10 protein-coding genes and 1 pseudogene are annotated in these 13,193 nt (G+C 71.9%); 8 read left to right on the top strand and 3 right to left on the bottom strand.

The annotated features are described in order from the left end of the window. Window positions 1-1,147: 1,147 nt before the first annotated feature. Window positions 1,148-1,629, bottom strand: a pseudogene (locus NPS70_RS17625) (transposase family protein); the annotation flags it as partial. 106 nt (window positions 1,630-1,735) lie between these two features. On the opposite strand from NPS70_RS17625, the gene NPS70_RS17620 reads away from it, so the two are divergent. Then, window positions 1,736-2,389 carry a hypothetical protein gene (locus NPS70_RS17620; RefSeq protein WP_256525239.1) on the top strand — a complete coding sequence of 218 codons (654 nt, stop codon included), beginning with the start codon at window positions 1,736-1,738 and terminating at the stop codon, window positions 2,387-2,389. A gap of 211 nt (window positions 2,390-2,600) precedes the next feature. After that, the gene (locus NPS70_RS17615) at window positions 2,601-2,924 is read left to right on the top strand and encodes a hypothetical protein (protein ID WP_256525238.1); all 324 of its coding nucleotides are present in this window, start codon (window positions 2,601-2,603) and stop codon (window positions 2,922-2,924) included. Between the two features lie 86 nt (window positions 2,925-3,010). Here the strand turns inward: NPS70_RS17615 and NPS70_RS28730 are convergent, their stop codons facing one another. After that, window positions 3,011-3,235: a transposase gene (locus tag NPS70_RS28730; RefSeq protein WP_256525237.1), complete on the bottom strand. Its 225-nt coding sequence runs from the start codon at window positions 3,233-3,235 to the stop codon at window positions 3,011-3,013. A 368-nt stretch (window positions 3,236-3,603) separates the two neighbouring features. On the opposite strand from NPS70_RS28730, the gene NPS70_RS17605 reads away from it, so the two are divergent. Together NPS70_RS17605 and NPS70_RS17600 are read left to right on the top strand one after the other, a co-directional pair. Further along, window positions 3,604-4,041: an NfeD family protein gene (locus NPS70_RS17605; protein WP_256525236.1), complete on the top strand. Its 438-nt coding sequence runs from the start codon at window positions 3,604-3,606 to the stop codon at window positions 4,039-4,041. Between the two features lie 28 nt (window positions 4,042-4,069). Continuing rightward, the gene (locus tag NPS70_RS17600) at window positions 4,070-5,179 is read left to right on the top strand and encodes an SPFH domain-containing protein (RefSeq protein ID WP_256525235.1); all 1,110 of its coding nucleotides are present in this window, start codon (window positions 4,070-4,072) and stop codon (window positions 5,177-5,179) included. 300 nt (window positions 5,180-5,479) lie between these two features. On the opposite strand, the gene NPS70_RS17595 is transcribed toward NPS70_RS17600, so the two are convergent. Continuing rightward, window positions 5,480-6,640, bottom strand: coding sequence for a PP2C family protein-serine/threonine phosphatase (locus NPS70_RS17595; protein ID WP_256525234.1), 1,161 nt, complete (start codon window positions 6,638-6,640; stop codon window positions 5,480-5,482). Window positions 6,641-6,943: 303 nt separating this feature from the next. Between NPS70_RS17595 and NPS70_RS17590 the strand changes: the two genes are divergently transcribed. From NPS70_RS17590 to NPS70_RS17575, 4 genes are read left to right on the top strand one after another with little or no spacing between them, the layout of a single operon-like run. Next, window positions 6,944-9,547: a SpoIIE family protein phosphatase gene (locus NPS70_RS17590; RefSeq protein WP_256525233.1), complete on the top strand. Its 2,604-nt coding sequence runs from the start codon at window positions 6,944-6,946 to the stop codon at window positions 9,545-9,547. Window positions 9,548-9,560: 13 nt separating this feature from the next. Then, window positions 9,561-10,685 (top strand): sugar ABC transporter substrate-binding protein, encoded by a 1,125-nt coding sequence (locus NPS70_RS17585; protein WP_256525232.1) that lies wholly within the window; start codon window positions 9,561-9,563, stop codon window positions 10,683-10,685. 25 nt (window positions 10,686-10,710) lie between these two features. Next, a complete protein-coding gene (locus NPS70_RS17580) occupies window positions 10,711-11,490 on the top strand; it encodes an ATP-binding cassette domain-containing protein (RefSeq protein WP_256525231.1) in 780 nt (259 codons plus the stop codon). Beyond that, window positions 11,487-12,686: a sugar ABC transporter permease gene (locus tag NPS70_RS17575; RefSeq protein WP_374212018.1), complete on the top strand. Its 1,200-nt coding sequence runs from the start codon at window positions 11,487-11,489 to the stop codon at window positions 12,684-12,686. Before NPS70_RS17580 ends, NPS70_RS17575 begins: the two co-directional genes overlap by 4 nt. The last annotated feature ends 507 nt before the right edge of the window (window positions 12,687-13,193 follow it).

The following is a 13,193-nucleotide window of genomic DNA, read 5'->3' as shown; positions in this document are numbered from 1 at the left end:
CCACCTGTCCGCCGCGGCGGTCCGGCTGTCCGTTCCCTGGGGCTGACCGGGGAACGGGCGCCGGAACCCCTGGGGACGGCAGGTCGCGGCGCCAGGCCATGAGGGAGGGTCCACTCGGGGGCCTGCCCGGTCGGGCATGGCACCCGGGCGCGACCAAGCTCCGTTGCTCCCCCACCGCCAGGCTGGCGGTGGGGGAGCAACGGGAGCCACCGCGCGTCGGGCAGCCTCGTCGAAATCACGGCCGCAGGGGAACCACGGCAGCGGGCAGCAGACCTCATACGGATCAGCCATGCCGCCCCAGCGGTCTCGGGAGTAGGGGCCGCCGAGCCCAGAGAGTAACTACGCGCGTGTCCGACCGCTCCTCGTTCGACCCCCAGAGCCGCTCCTGGGGTGAACATCGGCCCGCGCGTGGCGGACAGGAGCCGTGCGGCCTGAAGCCTCCCCCCTCCACCTTTACCTGGCCAGAGCAGCCACGTTTTAGTCGGTGTCGATCTCCAGGCGATTCGGTTCACCTCCGCCTGCGCGTCCAGACTGCTGGATGAGGCCAGCGCCTGGCACGAACTGCGGTTCACCTCCGGCTGCGCGGAGCGGACGATGAGCTCGCGTGTGTCTTCGTCGCGTGTGGCGGTTCACCTCCGCCTGAGCGGGGGTGTCCCGGCGACCACTCCACCCCGGTCACGGCCGTGGGTGTGCTCCCCGCGCGAGCGGGGGTGTCCCGCCGATCACGGTTTCTCTCGCCCGTAGTTCCTTGTGCTCCCCGCGCGAGCGGGGGTGTCCCAAAGCCGTCCTCCGTGTCGGGGTCGTAGTAGATGTGCTCCCCGCGCAAGCGGGGGTGTCCCGGTTCGGGCTGCTGTCGGGAGGGGCTACCATCCGCGTTCCCTGCGCGAGAATTTCGCCAGGCTATACGGCCCACCATCCTGGCAATCCACGGAACGGCCGAGAACCCCGCACCGGGCGAGTCCTGCCCCGTCAGCCCTGGGGGGGAATCCGGGGAGTTTCCACCGGGCCGCTCACGCGCACGTAGGAACGGGCTCAACCGCCAAGGCAGTCCCCACTCTGGATCTGCTCAACGCTGAAGAAGCTCGGTGAAGGCCACCCGATCAGATCCGCAGCGGGCACGTCTCCTACGCCGGGCCGGTCAGTCAACCTCCCACGCCATGCAGTCGTTGCGGTTTCCGGCGAGCGGCCGGCCGCCCACGACGGCCCGGCGGGTGTCGGGTAGGAGGACGACCTGGTCGTCGTCGGGGTACCGGTAGTTCTTCGACCGCTCCGCGATGGCGTGTGTCACAAGTGGGGACCAGGGCGCCGGCCACGGTGAGCACGGTGCCCTTCGCGGACCGCTTGCGGAACTGGAAGGCGAGCATCGGCCCGAGGCGGTCGTTGGTCCGGTCCGCTGCCGACATCGAAACCCCGAACCATGGGTCGAGCTGCAGCAAGGTCAGGTTCGCGCGCCAGTACGCCGTGACCGACAGGGTCCGTTCCTTCAGCGGAAGGCTCCACGAACGCCCCTGCGAAGCGTGTCCGCGCCCTGGCGCCGCAGAACCGTCACCAGCTTCCCGAGGCACGAGAGCCCAGCCCGGGGAACGGGGCCGTCCAGGACGGCTCTGACGCCGTGATCACACCAACCACACCATGACCGTTCCGCGGCGAGGGGGAGTCTGAGCGGGTGCCCTTCCGCGCAAAGGCCAGCCACCGCTGGTGCCGTGCCTGCCGACGGCCGGTCCAGAATGCTGTCGTGGCCGAAGGCAGACGGAGCAGCATGGAACCGCGCTCATTCCTGACATGCGCGACCGAGGTGGCTCGCCTCCTGGGCGTCGACGACGTCGTCATGGAGCCGAACGACCGGCGTGCCCGCCACCTCGCCCATGCGATGCGAAAGCCCTTGCTCGAACGCGCAAGTCTGCCCGAGGAGGTGTTCGCCCCGCTGATGGCTGCAGCCGTATACGACCCCGATCCCAGCTTCTGCCGCTGGTTCGTCGAGCCGGCGGTCTATGCGTTCGGACGCCGCCGTGTGATGGCAGCATTGGTCGACTACCTACGGATCGGCACGGATGCCGAGCGAACGGGTGCCGTACGGGCGTGGTACTCCGCCCATGTGCCCTTGCGCGCAGATCGTTCCCCTGCGTACGGACCCCATGGGGTACGTGATCCCGCTCTGGACGAGGCGCAGGACATCAAGGACGCGTGGCTTGATGCCTCGATGCGAGCGTTCGCCGAGGCCACCGAACTGCGGATGCGCCACTGTGTCTTGCTGGGCCTGCCCACCTCCCGCGCGGCATACCCGACTCATCTGCGCGAGCTGCTCGAAAGTACAGTCGAGTCCGCCCGAGCCCACCCCGACCTGAGCATCCGCCGCTGGGCCGCCGCAGCACACCGCGACGCATCCTGAGCCCAGCCTTCACCCCTTCTCGCGGTTGCGGGACAGCCACTGCGCACCCGACCTCAACCCCGTCGAAGGCGTATGGGCCCACCTGAAGAAGTCCCTGGCCAGCCTCACACCACGACCAGCGGGGCACCGCCGAGCTGCCGACGTGCAGAGGTCAGCAGGTCGGAGAACTCGCGGGCCCGGTAGCCCTTCTTCTCACCGGTTCGGCCCCGGTATGTCTGGGTCCGGTAGATCAGCCTGGTCTCGCGGCCACCAGCCGTGCGCGGCCGGGCCGGCCTCCAACTCGGCCTGGCAGGCGCTCGGTCTGGCAGGTGCTCGGTCTGGTCAATGCCGCGAGGAGTCGACGGCAGAGGTCGAAGCCGCCGTCGCCGACGGCACCGAACTCAGCACCAGCCTCCCCCCGCACTGCCAGGGCCTCCCCGTCAGGGAACGCGACCAGACCTTCGCGGAGAGCGCCGACGACGCCATCGCGGACGAGATGGACAAGGCCCGCGAGGACATCGAGCGGCTCGCCGCCGACACGGGCTACGAGAAGTAGCGGCGGGGAGGCTCAGTGCCGGACTGCTGCCGGGCCATGCCCGGCGAGAAGGCACCGTCCTTCGGGAAGCCGGTGCCGTCCACCACTCACGCCTGCCGTCGCACCGCTGCCACCGCCCGCCACGCCGGACGGGTCCGGACGTCCCCGACCGGCCGGGTCGAGGACGTCATGAACTGCTGCAACTGCTGGTGATCGACCCCGAGCCGTTCCGCCGTCGGCTGCATCGACTTCCTGCCACCGTCCAGCGGCAGGCCCCGCAGATACAGAGCACCCTTCTGCCGCTGGTCCCGCCGCACCAACGGCGTGAACACCTCCGAAGCGACCTCCTCCGGCCGGCCCCGCACCGCGGCAGGCTCCCCAGCCCTCGTACAGCCAGCGCACTGCCACACACCCAAAGTGACAAGGCCAGCCAGCAGAGCACTACCAGGCGGCGCACGCAGGCCCGCCCGGACCGCGCTCACCGCCGCGGGCCGATCGGGGCGCCCCTGGCCGTCCGGGGAGGTTCCGGTGACCGTCCCGGCTCTCGTTCCCCACGACGGGGCCGCACGGGGACCGGGCGGCGGCGGGCACCTGGCGATGGGGTCCTCGCCTGTTTCCTCGAGACCGGCACGGATACGCATGTTCTGTCCGGGTTCATTCGGGTATGCCACGGGTAGGGTCGCTGAGGAAGGCTGATTCGATGCCGTGGTTCGTATGGCTCCTCGCCGCCGCGGCGCTCGGTGTCGCGGAGTACTTCACCCTGACGCTGGTCCTCGGCTTGCTGGCGGGTGCCGCCCTGCTCGCCGCCGTGGTCGCCGGCCTGGGAGTCGGCCTTCTGGGCCAGCTCGTGGCGCTGGGGGTGGCAGCGGCAGCGGGCCTGGTCATCGTCCGTCCTGTCGCGCTGCGGCACATGGCACAAGCACCCCTCGTCCGTGAGGGAAGCGACGCGTTGATCGGCAGGCGGGCCGAGGTCAAGCAGGAGGTCACCGCCACCAGCGGCCTGATCAGGGTCTCCGGTGAGGACTGGTCTGCCCGGGCCATCGACGAAAGCCAGGTAATCCCCGTGGGGGCGCTGGTGGACGTCATGGAGATCGACGGCGCTACCGCTGTCGTCTACCCCCACGACCTCCTTCCGTGAACGGCTGAGCCACCCCGAGGGAGGAACTGTGGATCCGGTTGTCATCCCGATTCTCGTGGCGGCGATCGTTGTCGTCTTCCTCGTGGCCGCCACGGTGCGGATCGTCCCGCAGGCGCGCCGCTACAACATCGAGCGGTTCGGCCGGTACCGGCGGACGCTGCAACCCGGCCTCAACTTCGTCGTGCCGGTGGCCGACCGTGTCAACACCAAGCTGGACGTGCGGGAGCAGGTGTATTCGTCCGCCCCCAGACCGGTGATCACCGAGGACAACCTCGTGGTGAACATCGACACCGTGCTCTACTACCAGATCACCGACCCGCGGGCGGCTGCCTACGAGGTCGCCGACTACTTGCAGGCGATCGATCAGCTCACCGTGACCACGCTGCGGAACGTCATCGGTTCGATGGACCTGGAAGAGACGCTCACCTCACGCGAGGAGATCAACGCCCGCCTCCGGGCCGTCCTGGACGACGCCACCGGCAAGTGGGGCATCCGGGTCAACCGCGTCGAGATCAAGGAAATCGATCCGCCGAACACCATCAAGGAGGCGATGGAGAAGCAGATGCGGGCCGAGCGTGACAAGCGCGCGGCCATCCTCCACGCCGAAGGGGAGCGGCAGGCCAAGATCCTCACGGCAGAGGGCACGAAGCAGAAGGACATCCTGGAAGCGCAGGGCACGCAGCAAGCCATGATCCTTCGGGCGGACGGCGAGGCGAAGGCGGTGGAGCGCGTCTTCCGGGCCGTTCACCACAACAATGCCGACCCCAAGGTCCTCGCCTACAAGTACCTCGAAACGCTCCCGGCTCTCGCGAAGAGCGACAACAACACGTTCTGGGTGATCCCGGGCGAGCTGACCGAGGCCGTCCGCGCCGTCACCCACGCGTTCGGTGATACGTCGGCGATGGGTCTTCCCGGTTCCACGCGACCGGAGGACGCGGCAGCCCTCGACGCGGACAGCACGTCGGACGAAGCCGGAGCTCCGGAGCTGGAGGCGGGCCTGCCGCCGTCGCTCGACGCTGCCGCGGCCGCCGACGAGGTCGCGAAGCAGGCCGCCGAGGTGGTCAGCGACGCGAAGGCCGAAGCCGCGGCCGCAAGGGCGTCCCAGATGACGGGCCGGGGACCGGCCTCCGGCGGCTGAGCGTCCACGGCGTCCATGACGCCGGTGAGGGCGCGGATCGGCGCCACCGGGATCCCTCCGCCCGCCACCCGGGTCCTTCCGCCTCCGCACCCCCCTGCGGATCGCCCCCGGCCTTGCGGCGGAGTGAGGGGCTTGCCCGACGGGTACGGCGACCACATCCCGTGCTTCCGGCCACACCCGGGCCCCCCGGGTCTCCGATCGTGCGAAGGACCAGAATCAACCCGCCGACACGGTAGGGAGCGCCTCCCCTGGGGGCGGATCCCGCCAGGCGCGGGACGGGGCCCGGGAGCTGCCGGCCCGTCACCCGGGGGACGGCGGCTGCGCCGGCTGCTCGTCGGCCTCGTCTTCGCCGAGACGGTCGACGAGGAGCATCGCCGCGTCGTCCGCCAGGCGGTCGGCGGTGTGGCGGATCAGTCCGCGGTGGAGTTCTTCCAGGAACTCCCGGGGGGTGCAGGGGCGCACGGCCTCCATGGCCTCGGGCAGGGCGAAGAAGTCGTGGTCGTCGGGGCCGCGGGCTTCGATCACGCCGTCCGTGTACAGCAGCAGGCGGTCGCCGGGTGCGAAGGGGTGGCTCTCCGCCCTCGCGGGAGGAGCGGTGAAGAGGTCGTCCAGGCCGAGGGGCGGCAGCGGTGAGGCGGGCATCAGGGCCCGGACCTTGCCCCGGCGCAGTACCAGTGGTGGCGGGTGGCCGCGGTTGACGACCTGGACCTCGGGTGTGTCGGACACCTGGGCGATGAGCACGGTGACGAAGCCCTCCAGCAGGACCTCCTGGCCGACCGCACCGGGCACGGCACGCTCCTGGCGCAGCGCGGCCTCGCAGTGGTTCATCACCTGAGCGAGTTCCTCCTCGTAGTGCGCGGTCACCCGGAACGCGCTCAGCACGGCTGCGGCCGCACGCACGGCAGGCAGCCCCTTGCCCCGGACGTCTCCCACGATCAGCCGGACCCCGTACCTCGTCTGCACGGCCTCGTAGAGGTCGCCGCCGATCTGCGCCCCCGTCTCGGCGGCCAGGTACATGCTGGCCGCCCGCACCGGTCCCAGCCGTGCGGGTACCGGATGCAGGATGGCCTCCTGGGCTGCCATGGCGATCCGGCGGACCTGGTCGAGTTCGTCCTCCCTGCGTGTGCGGATGGCGTTGCTCATCGTGACGCTGGCCAGGGACACCAGGAGCAGACTCGCGATGTTGCTGTAGTACGCGTGGTCGTACGCGGGCGAGACCAGGTCGGTGAAGAGGGCGAGAGCGGTCACCGAGAGGATGCCCTTCGGCCCCATCGTCAACGCGGCCACCGCCGGCATCGCGGTGAGGAAGGTGCCGGTGACCAGGAAGTTGGCCGGTGAGAACTCGATGACCAGCGCGATCAGCACGACCGCGAACGGGACCCACCGCGCGAATCGGACGAGGGACCGGTTGCGGCTGTCCACGCCTGGCGGTGCGGCTGTGCTGCGAAAGCGCGCTCGCATGGATACAGCCTGCCTCTCCGGAATCGAGTGTTCCACCCTTCGCTCCGTCAACGTCGCGTCCGGGCGGCCGAGCGGCCGGTCGAGGGCATTTCGCGGCTTGGATCAGACCGCGGCGGTCCCGGGGGCGAAGGACCGCAGGCAGCGTCCGCGTCGGGAACCGCCGCTGCGCGGTGGTGCCCGGCGCCCGCGGTGCCGCGCGAGCCGTGGCGGGTTCCCAGGGCTGTGCCATTCTGAGAGGTGTGAGCGCCTTTCACGCCCTTGCCTGCCAGGACTCGCAGCGGGGGGTGACGGTGGGATGACGAGATGCCCAATGATGACGGTGCCGGGGCCGGCGTTCCCGGGCCCCGGTCGGGACTGAGGGCCGGGTCGCGCGACGCCGGGGCAGATCGGCCGCACCCGGCGGAGCAGGCCGTCCCCGCGCAGGTTCGGACCTTCGCGGGGACGGCGCTGGCGGCTGTCTACACGGTGGGCGAAGGGGACGAGCTGCGGCTGGCAGGAACCGTCGGCGGCCCCGTCGCCCGGTACGGGCTGCCGACGGGCTACACCCTGACGGGGCGGTCCGCCGTGGCGGATGCCTACCAGCGGGGCTGGCCGTTGTGGCTGGGCTCCGCGGAGCTCGCGGCCTACGGCGACAGCGGTCCCGGGGCCCTGCCGCCGGGCATGTCACTGGGTGTGGTGCCCCTGGGCGCGGACGGCAGGCGGCTGGGCTGCCTGGTCGTCGTGGACGACGACGCCGACGGCTTCGACGGCGACCGCCGGGGCTTTCTGGAGCTGTACGCCGACCAGGTCGCCGCGCGCCTCCATGCGGGCGGCGGCCCGGGCGGACCGGGCGGTGGCCACCCGGAGGAGCGGCCGGACCGCCCGCCGGAGGAGCCCCCGGCCCGCGGTCCCACGATGTCGTCAGGGGCGCAGTCGGCCCTGGACCACCTCGACGTCGGCTCGTTCACCCTGGCCCTGAGCACCGGTCGGATCAACGCCGACGCACGGTTGCTCAGCCTGGTCGGCATCGCCCCGGACGCGTTCGACGGCCAGGTGGCGACCCTGCTCGCGCACACCGTCCCGGACGACGTGCCCGCCCTGATGTCCGTCGTCGAGCCCGGTCGGATGGCTTCCGGCAGCCGCGAGCTGGAGTTCCGCGTCCGGCGGCCGACCGGTGAACTGCGCTGGCTGCGGCTGCGCTGCCGGGTGCTCGCCGACGCCGCCGGCAGGCCGGAGCGCGTGCTCGGGGTGGTGGCCGACGCCTCGCACCTGCGGCCCCGGGCCGACGAGGTCTCGCGGGTCCAGTGGCTGTCCGCCGTGCTCGCCGACGCGATGACCGTCCGGGACGTCAGCCGGGCGATGGTGGCCGCGTTGCGTGAGCCGCTGGGCGCCGACCGGATGGCGCTCGCGGAGATCGAGGCCGATCGGATGGTGGTCACGGTGCTCGACCCGCCGGACCCCAGGGCCTGGCCGGAATCCTGGCGGTCCGAGTGGCGCGGCGAGTGGCCGGACGCCCCGACCCGCGTCCTGCCCACGCTGGAGACCGTGCTGCGCGAGGGGCGTACGAGCCTGTGGGCCGCGGGAACCGACCTGGAGCCCGGGCTCGCGGGTGTCGGGCCCGGCGGTCTCGCCGTCCTTCCGCTGCCCGCCCAGGGCCGGGTGGTCGGCGTGTGCCTGGTCGGCTGGGACCGGGAGCACGCGTTCAGCCCCGAGGAGCGGTCGCTGCTGACCGCGACGGCGGGTCTGGTGGGCCAGGCCCTGATGCGCGCGCACGCCTACGACGCCAGGCACGAGCTCGCCACCATGCTGCAGCGCAGCCTGCTGCCCCGCAGCCTCCCGACGCTCCCCGGCGGGGTGGCCGTGGCCCGCTACCTGCCGGCGATGACCGGGCTCGAAGTGGGCGGGGACTGGTACGACGTCATCCCGCTGACCGACGGCCGGGCGGCCCTGGTCATCGGGGACGTGCAGGGGCACAGCGCCGGAGCCGCGACGATCATGGGCCAGATGCGCACGGCGATCCGGGCCTACGCGGTGGAGGGCCATCCGCCCGACGTGGTCCTCTCCCACGCCAACCGGCTGCTCGTCGGCATGGAGACCGACCTGTTCGCCACCTGCTGCTACGTCGAGCTGGACATGGAGGAGGGCGTGGCCTGGATCGTGCGGGCCGGGCACCTGCAGCCGCTGGTGCGGCATCCGGACGGCACCACCGAGGAGGTGGCCGCGGAGGGCGGGCCGCCGCTGGGAGTGCTCGGCGAGGCCGACTTCCCCCTCACCTCGGTCGAGCTCGCCCCGGGCGCCGTCGTCGCCATGATGACCGACGGCCTGGTCGAGTCCGCGAGCCTTGATCTGGACGAGGGCACCCGCCGCGTGCGCGACGTGCTCGCCGCCACCGACCCGTCCGACGCCGGCCGGGTGGCCGACGCGCTGCTCGGTGGTCCCGGCCGGCGCGACGACGACGTGGCGCTGCTGATCCTGCGCTACGACGGGATGAAGGTCCGGCCGGTCCGGGTCGGCTGGACGGCGTGGCGGCTGCCGGACGCGGTCATGCACGCGCGCCGCTTCACCGCGCGCACCCTGCGCGCGTGGGACGTGACGCAGGACGCCGACGTCGTCCTGCTGATCGTCTCGGAGTTGGTCACCAACGCTCTGGTGCACACCCACGGCGCGGTGCGCCTGGACCTCACCCGCGCCGGGGACCGGCTGCGGATCGCGGTGTCGGACTCGTCGCCGCGGGCGCCGGCCAAGCCGGTGATCGTGGACTGGGAGGCCACCGGGGGCCGCGGCATCCTCCTCGTCGAGGCGATGTCGGCGGCCTGGGGGTCGGTGCCGGTCAGCGGGGGCAAGCAGGTGTGGAGCGAGATCGTCGTGCCCCAGGACGAGCCCGGCACCGGGGAGCCGGAGCAGCGGCCGGGCGGCCGGACGGAGTGAGGGCGTGGTTCGCGTGCGCAACCCAGAGCTGCGGAGCCGTCCGGGCAGGGCCGCCGCCCTCCTGGCCGTGCTGACGCTCGTCACGGGCCTGGCCGCCTGCGGGCAGGCGGCGCATTCGGGCTCCGCTCCCGAACAGGGCGGCGGTGCGGGGGGACCAGCGAAGATCGGCCTCCTGCTGCCCGACTCCTACACGGCCCGCTGGGAGAACTTCGACCGGCCCCTCATCGAGGACCGGGTCGGGGAGCTCTGTCCCGACTGCACCATCGAGTACGCCAACGCCCAGGGCAACGTGGCCACCCAGCAGGGGCAGATCGAGACCATGATCACCCAGGGGGTGGACGTGCTGATCCTCGACCCCGTCGACTCGGCGGCGCTGCAGAGCTCGGTGCGGAACGCGGCCGACGCGAACGTGCCGGTCGTCTCCTACGACCGGCTCGCCGAGGGCCCGATCGCGGCGTACGTCTCGTTCGACGGCGCGGAGGTCGGCAGGCTCCAGGGCGAGGCGCTGCTGGAGGCCATGGGCGACAAGGCCGACCGACCGCAGATCGTCATGATGAACGGGGACCCGGCCGACCCCAACTCGGCCTGGTTCGAGGAGGGTGCGCTGTCCGTCCTGGCGGGTGAGGTGAGAATCGGCAAGTCGTACGACACCGTCGGCTGGCGGTCGGAGAACGCCCACAGGAACATGACCGGTGCCGTCGCCGCCCTCGGGCCGGACAGCATCGACGGCGTGTACTCGGCCAACGACGCGCTCGCGTTCGGCATCATCACGGCCCTCAAGGCCAACCACATCAGCCCGCTGCCCCCCGTCACCGGCCAGGACGCCGAGCTCGCCGCCGTACAGCGGATCGTCGAGGGCGAGCAGACCATGACCGTGTACAAGCCCTTCGCCCCGCAGGCCCGTGCCGCCGCCGCGATAGCCGTCGCGCTGAGCCGCGGCGAGCCCGTCGGTGCCGTCGCCGGGGACGAGATCGACAACACGACCGACGAGGGGATCCCGGCCGTCCTGCTCACCCCCGTAGCCGTGAACGTCGGCAACATCGCGGACACCCTCGTCAGGGACGGCATGTACACGATTGATCAGATCTGCACCCCGAAGTACGCCCCGGCTTGCGAGAGGGCCGGACTCACGTCGTAATCGGACGGGAAGGAGGTGCGTACCCGTGGCGGTTCCTCCCCTCCTGGCCCTGCGCGGCGTCTCCAAGCACTTCGGCGCCGTCCAGGCGCTCGCGGACGTCGATCTGACGATCCGCGCCGGTGAGGTGGTCGCCCTGATGGGCGACAACGGCGCCGGCAAGTCGACCCTCGTCAAGGTGATCGCGGGAGTGAGCCTGGCGGACCGGGGCGTCGTCGAGTGGCAGGGCGAGCCCGTGCACGTCAGGCGCCCGCGCGACGCCACCGACCTGGGCATCGCCACCGTCTACCAGGACCTGGCGCTGTGCGACAACCTCGACGTCGTCGGCAACCTCTTCCTCGGCCGCGAGATCCGGCGGATCGGCATCCTCGACGAGGTGGAGATGGAGCGCCGCACCCGCGACCTGCTGAGCACCCTGGCCATCCGCATCCCCAACGTACGCGTCCCGGTGGCGGCCCTCTCCGGAGGCCAGCGGCAGACGGTCGCCATCGCCCGTTCGCTTCTCGGCGATCCCCGGGTGGTGCTCCTCGACGAGCCCACCGCCTCCCTCGGCGTCCAGCAGACCGCCCAGGTGCTCGACCTGGTCGAGCGGATGCGCGACCACGGCCTGGGCGTGCTCCTCATCAGCCACAACATGGGCGACGTCAAGGCCGTGGCCGACCTCGCCGCGGTACTCCGCCTGGGGCGCAACAACGGCCTCTTCGATGTGAACACCACGTCCCACGAGCAGATCATCGCCTCCATCACGGGCGCCACGGGGGACGCCGTGACCCGCCGCACCCCGCGCCCGGGGGAGGCGGAGCGGTGAGCGGGCGCCGGATCGACCTCAAGGGCCACGCCGAGACCGTCCGTCACCGGATGAGCAGCGGCGAGTTCGGCTCGGTCCCGGTCGTCCTGGGGCTCCTGCTGATCTGGGTGATCTTCCAGAGCCTCAACAGCAACTTCCTCTCGCCGCGCAACCTCTCCAACCTGAGCGTCGACATCGTCGGCACCGGGCTGATCGCGGTCGGCATCGTCTTCGTGCTGCTGGTCGGCGAGATCGACCTGTCGGTCGGCTCCGTCAGCGGCTTCGGGGCGGTCGTGTTCGCCGTGCTCAACGTGCAGAACGGCATGGCGGAGTGGCTCGCCGTCATCGTGGCGGTCCTCTGCGGCACGGCCATCGGACTGGTGCAGGGGTTCTTCTTCGCCAGGGTCGGTGTGCCCGCGTTCGTGGTGACGCTGGCGGGACTGCTCGGCTGGAGCGGCCTGATGCTGTACCTGCTGGGGACCAGCGGCACGGTCAACCTCGACGACGAGGGCCTGGTCGCCACGTTGACCAGCCACTACTTCGGCAACGTCGCCGTGGCGTACGGCGTGGCGGCGCTCGGCACGGCCGTGTACTTCCTCGCCTCGTACCGGGACAGGCGGCACCGCAGGGCCACCGGGATGCCGTGCCGTTCCCTCGCCGAGATCGCGCTGCGCACGGGCGTGGTGGGGCTGATCGTGTTCGGGGCCGCCTATGTCCTCAACCAGTTCCGGGGCCTGCCGCTCGCCCTCCTGATCTTCCTCGTCGTCGTGGCGGGGCTGGACCTCCTGCTGCGCCGCACACCGTACGGACGCCGGGTCTACGCCGTCGGCGGCGGTGCCGAGGCGGCGCGGCGGGTGGGCGTCAACATCGTGCGGGTGCGGATCTCGGTGTTCGCGGTCTCCGCGTCCATGGCGGTGGTCGGCGGCCTGTTCCTGGCCTCGCGCATCACGTCGGCCAGCCAGACCTCGGGCACCGGCCTGCTGCTGCTCAACGCCATCGCCGCGGCCGTCATCGGCGGCGTCAGCCTGTTCGGCGGGCACGGCACGACCTGGTCCGCCTTCCTCGGCATCCTGGTCATCCAGTCGATCGCCTCCGGCATGGCCCTGCTGGGCATCCAGGCCGCCGTGCAGTTCATGATCACGGGAGGAGTGCTGCTGGCCGCCGTGGTCGTCGACTCCCTGGTGCGGCAGGCCCAGAAGGCGCACGGCAGGGCCTGAGCGGGTACGCCTGCGCCCCGCCCGGCACCCCGGCGGCGGGGGCCCCAGAGGCGGAAGGCGCACCGGAACCTCCCTGCGGGAGTGAGGACAGGCCCCCGGAGCGGGTACCTGCTCCGGGGTGCTCCGGCAGCCGCGGTGCCCCGCGGGCGCGAGCGCCGCTCGGTACCCCTGCGCGAGCTGCGCAGCGGGCGGGGTGCATCGGCTCCTGCACGGGCCCCGGGTCTCGTCGCCGGCCCGTCGGGCCCGCACCGGATTCCGCGGCCGACGGTGCCGGAGGGCGGACCCGGAACGCCGGCCCACCCCCACACGAACAGGCGGCAGCCACGCCCCGCAGCGTGCCGCCGGTGAACGACGCCGGCGCGGTGCGACCCGCCCGCGTGCAGGCCCGACGAGCAAGGCGGCGCACGGGCCTGGCCGTTCGGCCCCGGGAGCCACTGCCGCGTGCAGACCTGCGGCGTCCGGGCCTCCCGGTCGCCCACAGGTAACGAGTACGCAACGTCGCGGGAT

The organism is Streptomyces sp. C10-9-1 (assembly GCF_024497955.1).
In the GTDB taxonomy this organism is placed as follows: domain Bacteria; phylum Actinomycetota; class Actinomycetes; order Streptomycetales; family Streptomycetaceae; genus Streptomyces; species Streptomyces sanyensis.
This window is presented reverse-complemented; position numbering and strand designations above follow the sequence as displayed.

Coding starts and splice junctions, on each gene's coding strand:
- NPS70_RS17615 (WP_256525238.1), top strand. CDS start 2,601: ATGTCTGGGTCCGGTAGATCAGCCTGGTCTCGCGGCCACCAGCCGTGC.
- NPS70_RS17605 (WP_256525236.1), top strand. CDS start 3,604: ATGCCGTGGTTCGTATGGCTCCTCGCCGCCGCGGCGCTCGGTGTCGCG.
- NPS70_RS17595 (WP_256525234.1), bottom strand. CDS start 6,640: ATGCGAGCGCGCTTTCGCAGCACAGCCGCACCGCCAGGCGTGGACAGC.
- NPS70_RS17590 (WP_256525233.1), top strand. CDS start 6,944: ATGCCCAATGATGACGGTGCCGGGGCCGGCGTTCCCGGGCCCCGGTCG.